The sequence below is a fragment of the Pseudomonas sp. 13159349 genome, assembly GCF_013305685.1.
GTDB lineage: Bacteria > Pseudomonadota > Gammaproteobacteria > Pseudomonadales > Pseudomonadaceae > Aquipseudomonas > Aquipseudomonas asiatica.
Window position 1 is genome coordinate 897,288 of sequence record NZ_CP045553.1, and the last position, 18,138, is coordinate 915,425.

Consider the following 18,138-nt stretch of genomic DNA (forward strand, 5'->3'; position numbering starts at 1 on the left):
CGATATCAGGCCAATTCCTCGGCCTGATGATCCTCACGCACAACCGCCTTCACCTCATCGCGACGGCTGATGAACTTCCAGTCCGCCTCGTCGATGTAGATGCCATTCGGCCCACTGCCACCTTCCAGGTCGATCGCCACGCGCGCCGACACCTGCGGCTTCACGCTCGCCAGGATCGGCACGAAGCCGAGCTGCAGGCTGGTCTCCAGCAGTGCAGCCTGGTTGCGTTCGTCGATGTCCGCCGCTTCGTCCAGGTAGTACGGCAGGCGGATGCGCCCGGCCAGGTCGCGGTCCATCAGGTGCAGCAACAGGTACATGTTGGTCAGCGCCTTGATGGTCATGGTTGTGCCGTTGGATGCCGCGCCGTCGATGTCGGCATGGATCACCGGCTGGCCGTTGACCTTGGTGATCTCGAACGCCAGCTCGAACAGGTCCTTCAGGCCCAGCTGGTTGTGGTTGGCTGCCACCAACCGTGCCAGGTATTCCTTGGCCTCTTCGTTCTTGTTGTCCTGCTCGGCGCTCTGGGTCAGGTCGAACACCGACAGGGTTTCGCCTTCTTCGTACTGACCGGCGCTGTGGATGATCTGGTCGATGTGCTTGAGCGCTTCCTTGTTCGGCGCCAGCACCACGCGGAAGCTCTCCAGGTTGGATACCTGGCGCTTGTTGATCTCGCGGTTGAACAGGGCCAGCTGGTGCTCGAGGCTGTCGTAGTCGCTGCGAATGTTGCGCAGGGTCCGGGCGATGTCGGTGACCGCGGCGCGGCGGGCCTTGGCCAAGGTCAGGGCTTCGTCGGTGCGGTGCGCGTAGGCATTCACCAGCAACTGCAGGCGGCGTTCCATGTCGTCTTCGCTGTCGAACTTGGCCACGCCTTTCAGGCGCACCTGGGCGTACAGCGCCTCGATCTGGTTGTCCACCCGCTGCAGGCTCTGCCAGCTGTCCTGGTAGTCGTTGAGCAGTGGCAGCAGGTTGTCCATCGAGTCGTCGATGGCTTCCATGTACGGCGTGCCGTAGGGCAGGTCGGCCGGCAGCAGCTGGCGACGGCGCAGGGCGTCTTCCAGGGTGCGCTGCTTGGCCTCGAGGTCGCCGATCTGCCGGCCGACCAGTTGCAGCTTGGCCGACAGCTGCTGGACGCGTTCGGTGAAGGCGTCGCTGGAGCGCTTGAGTTCGTCCTGGGCGGCTTCGAGCTGCGACAGCTGCTCCAGCTTCTCGGGCTCTTCGGCGGCCAGGGTTTCGCTGCGGCGGAAGTCTTCCAGCGCTTTCTGCGCGTCCAGTACCTCCTGGTACAGGGCTTCGGTCTGCGCCTTGGAGGCGGAGCGGTCGGCGGCCACGGCCTGCTGGGTCTTGAGCTGCTTCAGCTCTTTTTCCAGGCGCTCTTTCTGGTCACGCAGGGCGGCACGGTCGGCCAGGGCCTGCAGTGCCGGTGGGTCGATGTGCGACAGGTCGATGGACAGGCCCGGGGCTTCGAAGCGTTCGCCCTTGAAGCCGTCGAGCACCGCTTCCAGCGATTTTACCCACAGGTCGCTGTCGTCCAGTTCGATACCGCGGTCACCCAGCGGTAGGCTGAACAGCGCGCCATTGAACAGGCGCATCAGGCGGTCGACGTCCTGCTGCGAGAACTCTTCGCGCAGGCGGGCGTAGCTGTTGTTGTCGGCGTGGTCGAGCTGTTGCTTGACCTGCTTCAGGCGCTTTTCCAGGTCGCGGACGCGTTCGTCCAGGTCTTCGGCGCTGAACTGCCGCGACTGGGCCAGGGCGCCGGCCAGTTCGTCGTGGGCGTCCTTGGCCGCCAGCAGTTGCTGCTCCAGCACCTTGACGTCATCGACCAGGGCGAAGCGGTGCTTGAGCACCGACAGCTCGCCCAGCCAGCGCTGGATACCGGTGATTTCACGCTCCAGGCGCATCAGCTCCTGAGTGCCACCGCGCTGGTCGTTCTGCAGGCGGTCCTGCTCGCCACGGTAGTGCTCGGCCTGGATCACCAGCTCTTCCTTGCGCGCCATGGCGTATTCCTGCCAGGTGCCCAGCAGGGTGTCGAGCACTGGTGAAATGCGGTGCAGCTTGCCGCGCAGGATGTCGCGCTGGGCCACGCCACCGGCCAGGGCCTCTACCAGCGGGCCGGCGGCGACCAGGGCGTTGTAGTCCTGTTCCATGCGGCGCACGTCGCGGAAGGCTTCCTCGCACGCGGCGATATAGTCGACGCTACCAGAGCGCAGGCTGTGCTCGAAGGCGTCGAGGAACAGTTGCTTGAGCTTGGCGGCGGTGATTTCGCGCATGTGCAGCAGGTTGATGAACAGCGCGCGGAAGGTTTTCAGGCTTTGCTCGCTGGTCGAGCGCAGCGGGATCATGGTCAGGTCCAGCGGCACCGAGGTGTGGCCACCGACCAGCAGACGACGCAGTTCGTCCGGCTTCAGCTCGTAGGCCTTGATCCCCAGGCGCTCGAGGTTGGTGAACAGCTCTTTCTGGCGCAGGCAGGTGTCGTTCTTCTGGTAGTGAGCCAGGTCCAGTTCGCCCTTGTAGGCAAAGAACTGGTGACCGAAACCGCCGCCCGGGCCGCGGCCGACAACGCCGATGACGTGCGGGCCGTGGGGCAGGCTCAGTTCGCAGAGAATGTACGAGGTGTCGCTGGCGAAGTAGAAGCGGCGCGACTGCTCGAGGCTGTACTTGCCGAAGCTCATGTCCGACATGCGCGCCAGGATCGGGAACTGCAGGGCGTTGATCGACGCCGATTTACCCAGGTTGTTGGCACCGTATACCGACAGTGGGTGCTCCAGCGGGAACAGGCCAAGGCTGTAGCCGGCGGTGTTGAGCAGTGCGAAGCGGCGGATGCCGTAGCGTTCCTGGCTCATGCGTCAATCTCCTGTTGCTCTTCGCGGATGGCCCGGGCCAGGGCTTCCTCTTCGCTTTCCTCGCCCTCGAAGGGGCTGAGGTCGAGCGGGTCGTCGGTGCGGTTGAGTTCTTCGGGGCTTTCTTCCTCGACCAGTACCGGGGTCGGCAGCGGCAGGTCGCTGTGCAGGGTGGCCGCCAGGTCGCGGTCCTGCTGCACGGCCAGGCACACGTCGAGGAAGCGATGCATCGGCGGCAGGAAGCGGTAGATGCCGCCTTCCTCGAAAGCGAAGCCGAGCTGGGTCATGCGGCGCAGGATTTTTTCTTCCAGCTCGTCCACGGTCTGCACTTCGGCCTGCAGGAACAGGTCGCGGTACTTGTCCAGCAGCGAGGGCAGTTCGTCACGGCCGATGCTGCCGCCATCGAGCACGGCCATCGGGTCGCGGCCCTGGTCGGCCAGGTGTTCGACCAGGATGAAGGTGAACAGCGACAGGCGCTGCGCGGTCTTGTTGACCTGCGCGGCGGTCATGTCCGGCACGAAGTAGTAGAAGCCACGGGTGTCGCACACCAGTTCGAAGCCCAGGGCCTTGAACAGGGTGCGGTACTGGTCCTGGAAGTTTGACAGCTGGGCGTACAGCTCGGGGTCGCGGCGGCTGACGTGGAAGCCTTTGAACAGCTCGCGGAAGATCGGCGCGAGCTGGGACAGTTCGGAAAGATCAAGATGCATGGGCTGGGCTCGCGTTGGATTCGGTAGGCGCGCTGGCGGCGTCTTCGCGGCTGGAGGTCAGGGCGAACGAGCGCAGGCTGACCAGGTGTTCCTGGGTGATGTACTCGCGGCGGTCGAGGCGTTCGCGCTTGAAGCGCTTTTCCCGCGACAGGCGCGAGAACCAGTACAGCAGCTCGTCGGTGGCGCCTTCGGGTTCCTGCTCCAGCAGCCAGACCATCAGGTCGGGCAGCGGCAGGGCCTGTTCGCAGCGTTCGGCCATTTCCTTGACCGTGCGCGGTGCACGGGGCAGGGCGCCGGACTGGGTCTTGTGGGCCTTGGGGAAGCGTGCCGGCTTGGGCTCGAAGCGGGCCAGGGCGTAGACATAGGCCTCGACCTGGCTGGCGCTGCCGAGGAAGGTGCTTTGCGGGCGGGTGAACATCGGCATGGCCGCTTGCGGTACGGCGTCGATGCCCTTGCGCCGGATCACCGACAGGGCCAGTGCGGCGCCACGGGTCACCGCGTTGTGCCGGCGGGCTTCTTCACGCAGCGGCAGCAGCAATTCGCGGGCGTGGCGCAGGGTCAGCTGGGCGCTGGTCTGCATTTCCAGGATGCGCGCATGGGTGCGCAGCAGCATGTCGTCGTCGACCAGGTGGCCCAGGCGCGCCTGTTCGCCCAGCAGCTTCAGCAGCACGGTCTCGACCTTGCGCACGCCCTGTTCAAAGGCGCCGTCGGCGTTGACCAGCTGGATCATCGGCTCGACATACTCGTCCCAGGTCGCCAGTACTTCGGCATAGCGCTGGCGCAGCGGGATCTGGCGGTTGCTGGTCTTGGCCCGCTCGGCCACGGCCACCAGTGCCTGTTCGTCGTTGTCGAGCTTCTTCAGTACATCGCGCACGCGCATGTCGAGCAGGCGCAGCTGGCGCGCCAGGTCGTCGCTGTCGCGGTTGTCGAAGGCGTCCTGGATATGCCCGGCCAGGCGCTCCAGGTGGCGCAGGTAGGCTTCGATCTCCAGGCACAGGCCCAGCCGGTGTTCGCGGCGCAGGTAGGCGAGGAAGTCGTGGATCTGCGCGTTGAGCTCGAAACGGTTCGGGCTCTTGGCCACCGGGACCAGGATATCCAGGCGGATCCACACGTCGAGCAGCTGGGTGATGTCCTGCGGGGTGCTCTCGACCTGCTGGCGGGCCACATGCTGACGCAATTCGACCAGGCTCAGGGTGCCCTGGTCGAAACGCTCGCACAGCGGCTCGATCAGGGCCCAGTGTTCGGCTAGGGCGCGCAGGACGCGCTTGGGTTCAATCATTGGCTTCGACTCGTTGCCAAGAAAAAGGGGGCGATTGTACCGCATCCGGGGGGGAGGTTTTCACCCCTTGGTCTGTAATGAGAGATAACCTTTGTCGTTGTACGGGATTCACTGGCCCTTTCGCGGGTGAACCCGCTCCCACAGGGCCTTGCGCAGTACCGGTGGGAGCGGGTTCACCCGCGAAAGGGCCGGTACAGGCAATAAAAATCCGCCGACCAGTTGCGGCACTCGAATGCCAACGGCGTTAGAATGGCCCTTTGTCTTCACCCCTCGGAACCCCGCCCCTTGCTCACCGAACCCCGTCGCCGCGCCTACCTTTCCGCCATGCAAGTGGTGCACTGGCTGCCGCGCGCCGAACTGCCGTTCGCCGCACCGTCGCGCCCCGAGCTGCTGCTGCCGGTGGCGCCGGTCGAGGACCTCGATTTCGACGTCAGGCCGGCACCGGCTGCCAACGAGGCGCCAGTCACCTCCCAGGCCCGCTCCGGCGAGCGACCGAAAATCGAGATTCCGCGCCCGGGCAGTGTGCCCAAGCCGGCCGCCAAGCCCGCCGAGGCCGAGGAGCAGGCCGCGCCACCGCGCCCGGCCCCGGTGCCACCCCCGCGCTTCTCGCTGCAGTTGCTGCGAGCCGGCAGCTGCCTGCTGCTGGTGGAGTTGGCCACCGGCCAGCCGTTCCAGAGCCGCGACCCGTCGTACCTGCTGCTCAAGGACATGCTGCGCGCCGCCGGCCTGCCCGACGCACCGCAGATCATCGGCGAGCCGGTGCGCTGGCCGCTGCTGGTGCGCGGCAACATGGACCAGGGCCCGGAGGCGGCGCGCGATTTTGTCCAGGGCTTTGTCCAGGCGCGCCTGGAGGACGCCCCGTGCACCTGCCTGTGGCTGGTCGGCCTGCCGGCGCTGCGCTTTGCCGCCAATGTCGACGGCGAAGCCTATTACCAAACCCTGAAGCTCGAGGGCCTGGGCGAAGCCTGGTCCTTGCCGGGCCTTGAACTGTTGATGGACGAGCCGCAGCGCAAGGCGGACGTCTGGAAAGCCATGCGCCAGCTGATGGCGCGCTGGAAGAGCGTTGAATGAGTGACTCGATCAGCTTCCGCCGGATGACCGAGGCGGATCTGGATGCCGTACTTAAGATCGAATATGCCGCGTTCAGTCATCCCTGGACTCGAGGGATCTTTCAGGATGCGCTCAAATCGTATGAAGTCTGGCTGATGTTCGACGGCCAGCAGCAGGTGGGCCATGGCGTGATCAACGTGATCATCGACGAGGCCCACCTGCTCAACATCACCGTCAAGCCGGAAAACCAGGGCCGCGGCCTGGGCCTGCGCCTGCTCGAGCACCTGATGGCCCGGGCCTACCAGCTCAATGGCCGCGAGTGCTTCCTGGAAGTGCGTGCCAGCAACCAGTCGGCCTATCGTTTGTACGAACGCTATGGTTTCAACGAAATCGGCCGCCGCCGCGACTATTACCCGGTTGCCGGCGGCCGTGAAGACGCCTTGGTGATGGCCTGCACCCTGCTCGAAGATTGAGCAGGGCGGGCTTCAATCACAGGTCCTGTGGCTGAGCCTCCATCGGCTTGGCCAGGTCGCGCAGGCTTCTGGTCACGCTGCCGGTATTGCATTTTGCCGCCGCCTGCTCCGGCGTGTACTTGCGAATGGTGCGGAAGAACAGCTCGCAGGTCTGTTTCTTCTGTGTAACCTGCCACTTGGTCGAGCAGGCATCCAGCGTCAGCTTGGCATCGGCCCGTTGATTGCGCCCCATCCCTGCCTGCCAGCAGGCTGCCGTCAGGTCCTGCCCCATCATTTTCAAGCCGGCAGCATCAGCTGCATCCTGGTTGCCGCCGTGGCTGTCCTTGTCTGCCGCATACCAGATGGCACTAGGGTGGTTGGCACCCAGTACCGGTACCTTGGCACCTGCCTGCGGGCTGATGCTGACCAGGCCCAGCACATTCACCTGCGGCCCGTACTGCTGCTGGATCCAGCTGCGTACCGGCGCGCCGAATGCCACCATCGGCAGAGGCCTGGCGGGGTTTTGCAGGGTCATCTCGCTGACCATGCGCACCTGGTAGTCCTTGAAGTAGCTGTAGGTTTCCTTCAGCGTTTCACCCGCACTGGCGGGTGCGGCGATGGGAGCGATATCGATGATGGTCTGGTAGGCCGGGGTCTGGCTGGCGTCGACGCCATTGAATGTCAACAGCTCGGCCCAGCGGTCGGTGGTGTTGGAGCGCAGGTAGTCCTGAGCCTGGGTCAGCGAGTAGTCCGGCGGGAAGTGCAGCAGTTCGATGCTGCGGCGGTTCTGCAGGGCCATGCCCAGCGGCAGGAACAGATACCAGTCGTAGGACCATTTGCCGTCCTCGTTCAGCCGGGTGGCCGCCTGATAGGCCAGTTCACCGCTGTCGAGCAGCTTGCGCAGGGGTTTTGCATAGTTGGCGGGTACGCCACTGATGGTTGCGTGCAGGCGATCGTTGTCGCGGCTTACATGCACCTGGGCCGCGGCATGGCCGTCGCGGCGTACGCTCTGAGTCAGATAGTGTTCTACGGTTTGCTCCAGGGTCCAGTCGCGATAACAGATCACGTGACAGTTGTTGGGGAAGGCGAACAGGCGGGTGACGCGCTGGGCGTCGCCCAGGTCGATTCGCGCATCGGCGGCTGCAAGGCCGCTGAAGGCCAGGGCGGCAAGGCTCGGTAATGCCATCTTGTGCATGCTTAACTCCTTGTTGGGCGCAACCGTATTCGGCAGCGTGGCACATACTGTGGCAAGGGGAGCAGGGATGAAAAGGGCTGGATGGCTGCCGCTGGTGCTGGGCATGTTGGGTGCAGGAGCGCAGGCCGATGAGCGTGATATCTGGTTGTTCGCGCAATGGGCCGGGGACCATCAGACACGGCCATTTCGCGAGATGCTTGTGGATGCCCGTCTTTATGGCGTGGTGCCGATCCTTCAGTTGCTGCGTTCGGCTTCGGACTGGAAGCAGTGCCACGCGTCCCCCTTCGCCGTGCCGCCCGCCAGCAACTGGCCGGCAGTGCGTTCGACGCTCTCGCTGATAAAGACGCTTCATGACCAGGGCATCCTGCGTCAGTTCGAAGTGGTTTCAGCCTATCGAGCCCCGCGCCTGAATGCCTGCGCCGGCGGCGCGGCCAACAGCGCCCATACCCGGGCGTTCGCTGTCGATATCCTGCTGCCCGACTGGGCGGACCCCAACCCGCTGTGCCGGTTCTGGCAGCAATACGGCCAGGCCTGGAACATGGGCCTGGGGCGCTACCCCTCCGGGCGTATTCATGTGGATACCGCGGGTTACCGTACCTGGGGGGGTGACGGCCGTGCGGGGTCGTCGTTCTGTATCAAGCCCAGATGAGCCAGGCAGCTCCGGCATTCGCCCATCACCCACGTGGCGAAGCGCTGGCGCTTGCCGTCGTCTTCCAGCGGCAAGGGGCTGAGCAGGTGGTAGGCCGAGCCGTCACGCACGAAGCCGAACGGTGCCTGCAATTGCCCATTGTCGAGTTCGTCGCGCACCATGAGGGCTGAGGCCATGGCCAGGCCCAAGCCGGCGCTGGCGGCCTGAATCGACAGGTAGAAGTGCTGGTAGTCGCTGCGCTCGGTGTGCCGGACCTGTTGGCCGCTCAGGCGCAGCCAGTTGGGCCAGGCGCCGGGGCGGGTGGCGCTGTGCAGCAAGCGCTGGCCTTCGAGTTGGAGGGGGGCGGTGGGGTGGCAGACCGGGCCGATCCATTCGTCGCAGATCTTCTGGTTGTACAGCTGTTTGTCCCAGTGGAAGTCATCGCGGCGAATTGCCAGGTCGACACCACTACGTGCGAAGTCCAATGGCCCGCCAGCGGCCACCAGGTGCAACTGCAGGTCGGGATGGGCGGCGTGGAAGCGGGGCAGGCGCGGGATCAGCCAGCGCATGGCGATGGTCGGCTCGCACGACAGCACCAGTACGTTGTCGCGGGCCTGTTGTTGCAAACGCTGCACGGCGCCTTCGAGCTGCTCGAAGATCGCCTGGGTGGTGCCCTGCAAGGCACGGCCGGCAGGGGTGAGGAAAATGGCCCGGTTGCGGCGCTCGAACAACTCCACACCAAGGCTTTCTTCAAGCAGACGCACCTGGCGGCTGACTGCGCCATGGGTGACATGCAGGTGCTCGGCGGCGCGCACGAAGCTCTCGGTCTGGGCGGCTATGTCGAAGTAGCGGAAGGCGTTGAGTGGCGGCAGTTTCATGGCATTCCTGTTTGTCTGTGCCGGCCTCTCGCGGGTAAACCCGCGCACAGGCGATGCGCCGCCCCTGTAGGAGCGGGTTTACCCGCGAAGAGGCCGACACAGGCTCTAGATATCTGTGAGGAAAGCTATCAGATTTACCTCACTATAAATCGATTTTTGCTGGGCTATAAGCTCTCGATAATGACCTGGTCTGTGCATTTCCATCGTCTATCGAGAGCCACCAGCATGACCGAACTCATTGCCGTCGCCCTGTTCACCCTGCTCGCCGTCATCAGCCCCGGTGCCGACTTCGCCATGGTCACCCGCAGCAGTTATGCACAGGGCCGTAAGGCCGGGCTGGCTGTTGCCGTAGGGATTGCCCTGGGGGTGCAGGTGCACGTCCTGTACACGGTGCTGGGCATCGCGGTGATCATCAGCCAGAGCCCGACCCTGTTCCTGGGCATGAAAGTGCTGGGTGCGGGTTACCTGGTCTACCTGGGTTTCCAGTCGCTGACCAACACCCGGCGTATCAGCCTCGACGGGGTTGCCGCATCAGCCACCAGCGTAACGCAGGCCCTGCGCACGGGCTTTCTGACCAACGCCCTCAACCCCAAGACCATGCTGTTCGTGATCAGTGCCTTCACCCAGGTGGTGCAACCGGGCGGCTCGTTGGTGCTGGATTTTGCCTACGGTGCTTTCATGTCCGTTGCCCACTGGCTGTGGTTCAGCCTGGTGGCGGTATTTTTTTCCAGTACGGCATTGCGCAAGGCGATGATCGAGCGGCAAAGGCTGGTGGACCGGGTAATCGGCCTGGCGCTGATCGGGTTGGGCCTGGCCGTGGCGGTGACTGGAATGCGTTGAGGTGGCAATTGCATGCCCTGTGCGGGAAGGGTGCAGGCCTGTGGTAATTTTCCGCAGGCAAAGAAAAAGGGCTTACCTTGCGGTAAGCCCTTCGTCTTGTTTGGTGGCTACACAGGGACTTGAACCCCGGACCCCAGCATTATGAATGCTATGCTCTAACCAACTGAGCTATGTAGCCGATGGCGCGCATTATTCTCTTGAACGGCCCCCCTGTCAACACTCATTTCAAAAAAAATTTGCACGCTTTCAAAAACTTAGCGGCCAGGCCCGGGTTCTGCCTTGCCCAACGGCATGTCACCGGCTTTCAACTGCCCGCTGCGCCAGCCATCGGCGGCCTTGAGGTCGGCTTTCCGTACCGGGCCGATATGCGCGCCATCGAAGGTTACCCGCTCACCCATCGATACCATGCGCTGTTCGCTGCCTTGGATAACCATGGCCTTGCCACTGAGTACCACCAGTTCGTCATGGCCTGCATGGCGGGCGACCTGCAGGCGGGTACCGAACACCTGGATGCGCGCGTCGCCCACTGCTATCTCCATGGCCCTGCCGTCGAGCATCACTTCCAGGTATACCCGGCCCTGCACCAGGTGCAGTTGGCGCGTGCGGCCACGCAGGTCGGCGTTCATCGCACTGGCGCTGCCCAGGTGCAGGGTGGTGCCATCGGCCAGGCGGATGCTACGGCGCTCACCTGCATCGGTATGCAATTCGCTGCCCAGGCGCTGTATCAGCGGCCAGTACAGGTAGGCGGTAGCGGCCAGCCCCAGGAGGACCAATAGCGCCAGCCATTTGCCCAGATGGCTGCGGTGCGCGTTGATCTGCCGTGGACGGACGCGAACGGGCATTGGGCTCATGGGGTTGGTGTGCTCGCGATTAGGGCCGTTTCGCCCAACGATGACGGGTATTTGGCCAAGGATGCTAATTATATTGATAACCATTTTCAAGTGTGTCGCGGACAAAGGAAATAAAAGGTAGCTATGTATCTATTTGTTTTCCGATAATCGGATCCCAAACTACGGACGGAGATTCAGGCACATGGCTATCAGTAGCGCCTCCACGGCGCCCACCAGTGCAGCGGCGAGCCAAGCCACGCCGCTGGTGATGCGCATAATCGGTTTCTGCGCCCTGGCGCACCTGATCAATGACCTGATCCAGTCTGTGCTGCCGGCGATCTACCCGATGCTCAAGGCCAACTACGACCTGAGTTTCGCCCAGATCGGCATGATCACCCTGACGTTCCAGATCACCGCCTCGCTGCTGCAGCCTTGGGTCGGTTTCTTTACCGATCGCCGACCGGCACCGAACCTGCTGCCACTGGGCACCCTGTGTACCCTGGTGGGTATCGTGATGCTGGCCTTCGTCGGCAGCTTCCCGATGATTCTGCTGGCCTCGGCCCTGGTGGGTATCGGCTCGTCGACCTTCCACCCGGAAACCTCGCGTATTGCGCGCCTGGCATCGGGCGGGCGCTTCGGCCTGGCCCAGTCGACCTTCCAGGTCGGTGGCAACACCGGGTCGGCTTTGGGGCCGCTGCTGGCGGCAGCCATTGTCATTCCGTTCGGCCAGAGCCACGTGGCCTGGTTCGGCCTGGCTGCGCTGTTCTTTCTCGGCGTCACCCTGATGCTGCGTGGCTGGTACAAGGAGCACCTCAACCAGGCCAAGGCGCGCAAGGCTGTGCAGGCGACCCACGGCATTTCCCGCGGGCGGGTGGTGGCGGCGCTGATCGTGCTGGGCCTGCTGGTGTTCTCCAAGTACTTCTACATGGCCAGCTTTACCAGCTATTTCACCTTCTACCTGATCGAGAAGTTCGATGTGTCGGTGGCCAGCTCGCAGCTGCACCTGTTCCTGTTCCTTGGTGCGGTGGCGGCGGGTACCTTCTTTGGCGGGCCGATCGGTGACCGCATCGGGCGCAAGGCCGTGATCTGGTTCTCGATCCTCGGCGTGGCGCCGTTCACCCTGGTGTTGCCGTATGCCGATCTGTTCTGGACCACCGTGTTGAGCGTGGTGATCGGCTTTATCCTGGCTTCGGCGTTTTCCGCGATCGTGGTGTATGCGCAGGAGCTGGTACCGGGCAGCGTGGGCATGATTGCCGGGATCTTCTTCGGGCTGATGTTCGGCTTTGGTGGCATCGGTGCGGCCTTGCTGGGGTATGTGGCGGACCTGCGTGGCATCGAGTACGTATACGAGGTGTGTTCGTTCCTGCCGTTGTTCGGGTTGCTGGCGGTGTTCTTGCCGAGTACCGGCAAGCGCTGAAAGATGCACAGAACCTGTAGGAGCAGCCTTGTGCTGCGAAGAGGCCATTACTGCCGAAGACAATTTGTTGTCTTGCCGGCCTCTTCGCAGCACAAGGCTGCTCCTACAAGGGCCCGCGCAGGTCTGGAGAGCATGCAAGGCGGTTGCTCTCCGAAATTTGACGACTTGACCACCCTTGGCCTAGAGTCCGCCCTTTCTTCAACCACCTGCGTAGTAGTCAAAGCAATGTGCCGTACCCAGTCCCTGCCAAACGCCCGCCAGCCTGCCTTCCAGGCCCTGCGTCGTGCGTGGCCGAGCGACACGGTGCTCAAGCGTCGCCGCAGCGTGCTTTTTGCCTTCACCTTCTCGCCACACCTCGCCTGAACTGATCTGCGCTTTCGCGTCGCTCGCCGCCCTGGCGTGCGCGCCTGTGTCTGCACGTCTTTTCGGTTTGCAAGGAGTGGTACATGAACATGCGTTTGCTGGCGGGCCTGTTGTTCGCCGTTTCGGTCGTGGGTTTCAGTTTGGGGGCCAGCCTGCCGCTGGTGTCGTTGCGCCTGCATGAAGCCGGTGCGAGCACCCTGGAAATCGGCATCATCTCGGCCATCCCCGCTGCGGGCATGATGCTCTCGGCGTTCCTGGTCGACGCCTGCTGTCGCCACCTGACCCGGCGCACCATCTACCTGCTGTGCTTCAGCCTGTGCACGCTCAGCATTGCCTTGCTCGAGTCGGCGTTCGGTTCGCTGTGGCAGCTGGCGCTGTTGCGCCTGGGCCTGGGGCTGGGCATGGGTATCGCCATCATCCTCGGCGAGTCGTGGGTCAACGAACTGTGCCCGGAGCACAACCGCGGCAAGATCATGGCCCTGTACGCCACCAGCTTTACCGGCTTCCAGGTGCTCGGCCCGGCCATGCTGGCGGTGCTGGGCGCCGACAGCCCGTGGATCACCGGTGTGGTCACCGCCTGCTATGGCCTGGCGCTGCTGTGCATCGTGCTGACCGTACCCAACGACCATGTGGAACATGAAGAAGGTGAAAAGAGCTTCGGCCTGGCCGGCTTCTTCCGTGTGGCGCCGGCGTTATGCGTGGCGGTGCTGTTCTTCTCGTTCTTCGATGCCGTGGTGCTGTCGCTGCTGCCGGTGTATGCCACCAGCCATGGCTTTGCCGTGGGCGTGGCGGCGCTGATGGTGACCGTCGTGTTTGCCGGTGACATGTTGTTCCAGTTGCCGCTTGGCTGGTTGGCCGACCGGGTGGAGCGCACCGGGCTGCACCTGGTATGCGGGCTGCTGGCGATGGCGATCGGTATCGGCCTGCCCTGGCTGCTGAACCTGACCTGGTTGCTATGGCCGCTGCTGGTGCTGCTGGGCGCCGTGGCAGGCGGCATCTATACCCTGGCGCTGGTACTGATCGGGCAGCGCTTCAAGGGGCAGGACCTGGTTACCGCCAATGCCAGCGTGGGCTTGCTGTGGGGTGTGGGTAGCCTGGTCGGGCCGCTGGTCAGCGGTGCGGCGATGGATGTGGCGCCGCATGGTCTGCCCATCGCGCTGGCGCTGATGGCCGGGTTGTTCGTGTGCTTTGCCCGGCAGTCTTACCGGCGCACGGTGCGGTTGCGGGGCGATGGTGCCGAGCAATACCCTGCCAGGAATTAGCCGCGCAAGAATCGGCGTTTGTCCGATGAACGGCTGCGTTAAGCTGGGCCTGCAATCGACCCGTTGGAGGTGCCATGATCCTGTCCGACCTATCGCCTGAAGCCTACCGTGAGGCCACTGAATACCTTGCGGCGCTCGACCCGGACTGGTCGCGGCATATCGAGGCGACCGGGCCTTGCCTGCACCAGGCCACGCCGGGGCGTGAACCTTACGAAGTGCTGGTGCGAGCGATTGCCTACCAGCAGTTGCATGCCCGTGCTGCCGAGGCAATTCTGGGGCGGCTTTTGGCGCTGTTTCCGGAGGCCAGTTTCCCTGGGCCGGAACAGTTGCTGGCGGTTGCACCGCAAACCATGCGCGCCTGTGGTTTTTCCGCGAGCAAGATGGCGACGATCCAGGGTATTGCCCAAGGCCGGCTGGATGGCCTGGTGCCGAGCCGGGAAGAGGCACTGGCCATGGCTGACGAGGCGTTGATCGAACGGCTGGTGGCATTGCGCGGGGTAGGGCGGTGGACGGTGGAGATGTTGCTGATCTACAGCCTGGCGCGTTCGGACGTTCTGCCGGTCGACGATTTTGGCGTGCGCGAGGGTTATCGGCGGCTGAAGGGGCTGGACAAGGCGCCGACGCCGGCGCAAATGCGTTCGCTGGGTGGCGGCTGGCGCCCATACCGCACCGTGGCGGCCTGGTACCTGTGGCGGGCCTGAGGTTTTGCACTGCCTGTGCCGGCCCTTTCGCGGGCAAGCCCGCTCCCACAAGGATTCCACAGCCTTGAAAGGCTATGCAGTACCTGTGGGAGCGGGCAGGCCCGCGAAGAGGCCGGCACAGGCAACAACCTATCTGGACATTTACCAATGAACCCCTACACCACCCCCGACCAACGCTGGCAAGCCGTAGAATCCCGCGAAACCGCCGCCACCGGCCACTTCGTCTACGCCGTGCGCACCACCGGCATCTACTGCCACCCCGGCTGCAAATCGCGTCTTGCCAAGCGAACCAACGTCGAGTTCTACGACACCCCAGCTGCCGCCGAAACCGCCGGCTACCGCGCCTGCAAACGTTGCACCGCCACCACCAGCGCCACCCGCCACAGCCAGCTGGTCACCCGCGCCTGCCGCCTGATCGAAGCCATCGACCCGGCACCCAGCCTCGACCAACTCAGCGCCCAACTGGCCGTCAGCCCTTTTCACCTGCATCGCCTGTTCAAGGCCGAAACCGGTCTGACCCCCAAGGCCTATGCCACCGCTTTCCGTGCCCGGCGCCTGCGCGCCCACCTGGAAGATGGCCAGCGCTCTGTCACCGATGCCATCTATGACGCCGGCTACAACTCCAACAGCCGCTTCTACGAAAGCGCCGACCAGCGCCTGGGCATGCGTCCGCGGCAATACCGCGCCGGCGGCGCCGGGGCAACCATCCACTTCGCCCTTGGCCAATGCTCCTTGGGTGCCATCCTGGTGGCCCAGAGCGAGAAGGGCATTTGCGCGATCCTGCTGGGCGACGATCCCGAGGCCCTGCTGCACGATCTGCAGGACCAGTTCCCCAAGGCCCACCTGGTCGGCGGCGACAGTGCTTACGAACGGTTGGTCGCCGAGGTGGTGGGATTCGTCGAAGCACCCGCGCTGGGCCTGGCCCTGCCACTGGATGTGCAAGGCACTGCGTTCCAGGAGCGGGTGTGGCAAGCCCTGCGCGAGGTGCCGGCCGGCAGCCGGGTCAGCTACACCGACATCGCCGAGCGCATCGGCGCGCCCAAGGCGGTGCGTGCGGTGGCCATGGCCTGCGCGGCCAACCACATCGCCGTGGCCATCCCCTGTCATCGGGTGGTCCGCCGCGACGGCGACATCAGTGGCTACCGCTGGGGCATCGAGCGCAAACAGCAGTTGCTCAAACGAGAAACGGCACTCTCCTGATCGCGTGAAGCCGCGTAGAATCCACCGCCAAATCGAATTGTAAAGAGGAATATTCGATGAGGCGTGTCAGCCTTGCCCGTTATTGTCCAGGCCTGATGGTTTTCATGGCCCTGATGCTTGCCATTGCCAGCCCGGCCTGGTCGGCCCCGGCCACGCCATTGTCCAATCTGGCGGTTGCCGAAGCGGACGTGCTGGATGAAAACGCCAGCATCGAGCAGTTGAGCGAGCGGCTGGACCAGATACGCCAGGGCGTTACCAGCGACGCCAATGATGATCTGCTTTCGCAGTTGCGCCTGGGCGCAATGCAGGTGCAGCGTCAGGCCGACGCGTTGACTGCCCTGCGCACCACTGATGTTGAAAAAGTCGACGACAAGCTCAAGGTCATCGGCCCGGTCCAGCCGGACGAGGCGGCTACCCTGACCCAGCAGCGTAAAGCGCTGGAGGCCGAGAAGAAGGCCTTGGTGGCGCAGCGGGATCAGGCCTCCAAGCTGACCCAGTCGGCGCGCGACTTGTCCACGCAAATCGTCAACCTGCGCCGCAGCCAGTTCAACTCGCAGATCACCAGCCGCGCGGCCTCACCGCTGAGCCCGGCGTTCTGGCAGAGCATCATTCGCCCCACCCAGGACGATGTGGCACGCCTGCGTGACCTGCGTGGTGAGACGGCTGATGCCATCAGCAGTGCCTTCAGCGCTGAAAATCGCTGGCTGTTCATTACCAGCCTGGTAGCGGCAATCCTGGTCTGGACCTTGGTGCGCCGCGTGCTCGAGCGCCTTCTCGCCGGCGCCATGGTCAGCTGGCTGCCCGAAGGCCGCCTGCGCCGCAGTGCGCTGGCGCTGGGTGTCAGCCTGGCAACCTTGGGCACCATCGCCGGCTCGGTCTCGCTGCTGCGTTGGGGGCTGGAGAGCAGCGCCGAGTTGGGCGCCGATATCGCCAGCCTGGCCAATCATGTACTTGCCCTGGTGGTGTTCAGTGCCTTCATCACCGGCCTGGGCCGCGCCATGCTGATGCTGCAGCGCCCGTCCTGGCGCCTGCCACCTATTCACGATGAAGTGGCCAGCGCCCTGGGCTGGTTCCCCAAGGTGCTGGCGTTGGCGCTGATGGTCATGATGACCATGGAACGCATCAACAGCGTGATCGGTGCCAGCCTGGCGCTGACCGTGGCGGTCAACGGCCTGACCGCGCTGGTAGTGGCGTTCACCTTCGCCGGTGCGCTGCTGCGTTACCGCCGCACCCTGCGCAAGCATGACCTGGAGCGCCCCACAGGCCTGGCCGGGCTGATCCCGTTCGTGATGGTGATCTGGCTTACGTTGATCCTGCTGGCCTTGCTCGCCGGTTACCTGACACTCGCCTACTTCCTCACCGCCAAGCTGCTGTGGGTCAGCCTGGTGATTACCTGTGCCTACCTGCTGACCACGTTCTTTGGCGACCTCTGCGAAACCTTGCTGTCGCCCCGCCAGCCCGGCGGCCTGGCGCTGGCCTCGACCCTGGGCCTGGCGCCACGTCACCAGGCCCAGGCCAGCACGATCCTGGCCGGTATCGGCCGCACCGTGGTGCTGTTCCTGGCGTTGTTGCTGGCACTGATGCCGTCGGGCACCAGCCCCAGCGAACTGCTGTTGAGCCTGGGTGATTGGGACGAGACCGGCGGCAAGCTGCTGGGCAACATGAACATTGTCCCCCAGGACATTCTGTTGGCAGTGGTGATGTTCCTCGGCGGCCTGTTCGCCATCCGCGTGGTCAAGCGCTGGCTGAGCGATCGCCTGCTACCGGAAACCGACATGGACGCCGGCATGCGTGCCTCGCTGGTGACTCTGGTGGGTTACCTGGGCTTCATCTTCCTGGCCATGCTGGTGATGTCGACCCTGCGCATCAACCTCACCAGCCTGACCTGGGTGGTCAGTGCCCTGTCGGTGGGTATCGGTTTCGGCTTGCAGCAGATCGTGCAGAACTTCATTTCCGGCCTGATCCTGCTGACCGAGCGCCCGGTCAAGGTGGGCGACTGGGTCAGCCTGGCGGGTGTCGAGGGCGACATTCGCCGTATCAACGTGCGCGCCACCGAGATCCAGATGTCCGACCGCTCGACGGTTATCGTGCCCAACTCGCAGTTCATCTCTCAGAACGTGCGTAACGTGACCATGGGCAACGCCCTGGGCGTGGTCGGCATTACCCTGACCATGCCGCTGGAGACCGATGCCAACCGCGTGCGTGAACTGCTGCTGGCGGCTTACCAGGAGCACGAGGCGATTCTGGATGCGCCGGCTACCTCGGTCACTTTCAAGGACCTGACCAGCAGCGGCATGGTGATAGGTGTGAGTGGTTACGTGGCGGGGCCGCGGCAGGTGTCCGGTACGCGCAGTGACCTGTTGTTCACCATCCTTGGGCGCCTGCGTGACGAGGGCATCCCCCTGTCGTCGCCGCAGAGCATGGTGTTGGTGCAGGAGGGCGCTCGCTCGGCTGACGAGTCGGTGTGAAGCCAATCGCCGGCAAGCCAGCTCCCACAGG

15 protein-coding genes, 1 tRNA gene and 1 pseudogene are annotated in these 18,138 nt (G+C 64.3%); 10 read left to right on the top strand and 7 right to left on the bottom strand.

Going from position 1 to position 18,138, the window contains the following annotated elements; genetic code table 11:
- Window positions 1–5: 5 nt before the first annotated feature.
- Genes mksF through mksB form a run of 3 tightly spaced genes read right to left on the bottom strand, consistent with a single transcriptional unit; the run spans window position 6 to window position 4,823 of the window.
- Window positions 6–2,840: an Mks condensin complex protein MksF gene (gene mksF / locus GEV38_RS04145; RefSeq protein ID WP_015268901.1), complete on the bottom strand. Its 2,835-nt coding sequence runs from the start codon at window positions 2,838–2,840 to the stop codon at window positions 6–8.
- On the bottom strand, window positions 2,837–3,544 hold the full coding sequence (gene mksE / locus GEV38_RS04150; protein ID WP_013970824.1) for an Mks condensin complex protein MksE: 708 nt from the start codon (window positions 3,542–3,544) through the stop codon (window positions 2,837–2,839). Before mksE ends, mksF begins: the two co-directional genes overlap by 4 nt.
- Window positions 3,534–4,823: an Mks condensin complex protein MksB gene (gene mksB, locus GEV38_RS04155; RefSeq protein ID WP_024086237.1), complete on the bottom strand. Its 1,290-nt coding sequence runs from the start codon at window positions 4,821–4,823 to the stop codon at window positions 3,534–3,536. The genes mksE and mksB overlap by 11 nt, the downstream gene beginning before the upstream one ends.
- A gap of 285 nt (window positions 4,824–5,108) precedes the next feature.
- Here mksB and GEV38_RS04160 point away from each other — a divergent pair, with 285 nt between their 5' ends.
- On the top strand, window positions 5,109–5,894 hold the full coding sequence (locus tag GEV38_RS04160) for a hypothetical protein (protein ID WP_054572303.1): 786 nt from the start codon (window positions 5,109–5,111) through the stop codon (window positions 5,892–5,894).
- Complete coding sequence (rimI, locus tag GEV38_RS04165) at window positions 5,891–6,346, top strand: ribosomal protein S18-alanine N-acetyltransferase (RefSeq protein ID WP_003256329.1); 456 nt, start codon at window positions 5,891–5,893, stop codon at window positions 6,344–6,346. The genes GEV38_RS04160 and rimI overlap by 4 nt, the downstream gene beginning before the upstream one ends.
- Window positions 6,347–6,362: 16 nt before the next feature.
- On the opposite strand, the gene GEV38_RS04170 is transcribed toward rimI, so the two are convergent.
- On the bottom strand, window positions 6,363–7,520 hold the full coding sequence (locus GEV38_RS04170; RefSeq protein WP_054572304.1) for a hypothetical protein: 1,158 nt from the start codon (window positions 7,518–7,520) through the stop codon (window positions 6,363–6,365).
- A 67-nt stretch (window positions 7,521–7,587) separates the two neighbouring features.
- Here GEV38_RS04170 and GEV38_RS04175 point away from each other — a divergent pair, with 67 nt between their 5' ends.
- Window positions 7,588–8,169 (top strand): D-Ala-D-Ala carboxypeptidase family metallohydrolase, encoded by a 582-nt coding sequence (locus tag GEV38_RS04175; RefSeq protein ID WP_054572305.1) that lies wholly within the window; start codon window positions 7,588–7,590, stop codon window positions 8,167–8,169.
- Here the strand turns inward: GEV38_RS04175 and GEV38_RS04180 are convergent.
- A complete protein-coding gene (locus GEV38_RS04180) occupies window positions 8,109–9,026 on the bottom strand; it encodes a LysR substrate-binding domain-containing protein (protein ID WP_054572306.1) in 918 nt (305 codons plus the stop codon). The two genes, GEV38_RS04175 and GEV38_RS04180, sit on opposite strands and share 61 nt — an antisense overlap.
- Before the next feature lie 225 nt (window positions 9,027–9,251).
- Between GEV38_RS04180 and GEV38_RS04185 the strand changes: the two genes are divergently transcribed.
- Complete coding sequence (locus GEV38_RS04185) at window positions 9,252–9,866, top strand: LysE family translocator (RefSeq protein ID WP_054572307.1); 615 nt, start codon at window positions 9,252–9,254, stop codon at window positions 9,864–9,866.
- Between the two features lie 101 nt (window positions 9,867–9,967).
- On the opposite strand, the gene GEV38_RS04190 is transcribed toward GEV38_RS04185, so the two are convergent.
- Window positions 9,968–10,044, bottom strand: a tRNA-Met gene (locus GEV38_RS04190).
- Between the two features lie 100 nt (window positions 10,045–10,144).
- Window positions 10,145–10,717, bottom strand: a pseudogene (locus GEV38_RS04195) (FecR family protein); the annotation flags it as partial.
- A gap of 181 nt (window positions 10,718–10,898) precedes the next feature.
- Between GEV38_RS04195 and GEV38_RS04200 the strand changes: the two are divergent.
- From GEV38_RS04200 to GEV38_RS04225, 6 genes are all read left to right on the top strand, one after another.
- The gene (locus GEV38_RS04200) at window positions 10,899–12,113 is read left to right on the top strand and encodes an MFS transporter (protein WP_023661338.1); all 1,215 of its coding nucleotides are present in this window, start codon (window positions 10,899–10,901) and stop codon (window positions 12,111–12,113) included.
- A 225-nt stretch (window positions 12,114–12,338) separates the two neighbouring features.
- A complete protein-coding gene (locus GEV38_RS04205; RefSeq protein WP_166674214.1) occupies window positions 12,339–12,476 on the top strand; it encodes a hypothetical protein in 138 nt (45 codons plus the stop codon).
- 83 nt (window positions 12,477–12,559) lie between these two features.
- Window positions 12,560–13,738, top strand: a complete 1,179-nt coding sequence (locus tag GEV38_RS04210; protein WP_023661336.1) for an MFS transporter — start codon at window positions 12,560–12,562, stop codon at window positions 13,736–13,738.
- Window positions 13,739–13,812: 74 nt separating this feature from the next.
- Window positions 13,813–14,439 carry a DNA-3-methyladenine glycosylase gene (locus GEV38_RS04215; protein ID WP_015268911.1) on the top strand — a complete coding sequence of 209 codons (627 nt, stop codon included), beginning with the start codon at window positions 13,813–13,815 and terminating at the stop codon, window positions 14,437–14,439.
- A 147-nt stretch (window positions 14,440–14,586) separates the two neighbouring features.
- A complete protein-coding gene (ada, locus tag GEV38_RS04220) occupies window positions 14,587–15,639 on the top strand; it encodes a bifunctional DNA-binding transcriptional regulator/O6-methylguanine-DNA methyltransferase Ada (RefSeq protein ID WP_015268912.1) in 1,053 nt (350 codons plus the stop codon).
- Between the two features lie 56 nt (window positions 15,640–15,695).
- Complete coding sequence (locus tag GEV38_RS04225) at window positions 15,696–18,107, top strand: DUF3772 domain-containing protein (RefSeq protein WP_054572309.1); 2,412 nt, start codon at window positions 15,696–15,698, stop codon at window positions 18,105–18,107.
- Window positions 18,108–18,138 lie beyond the last annotated feature (31 nt).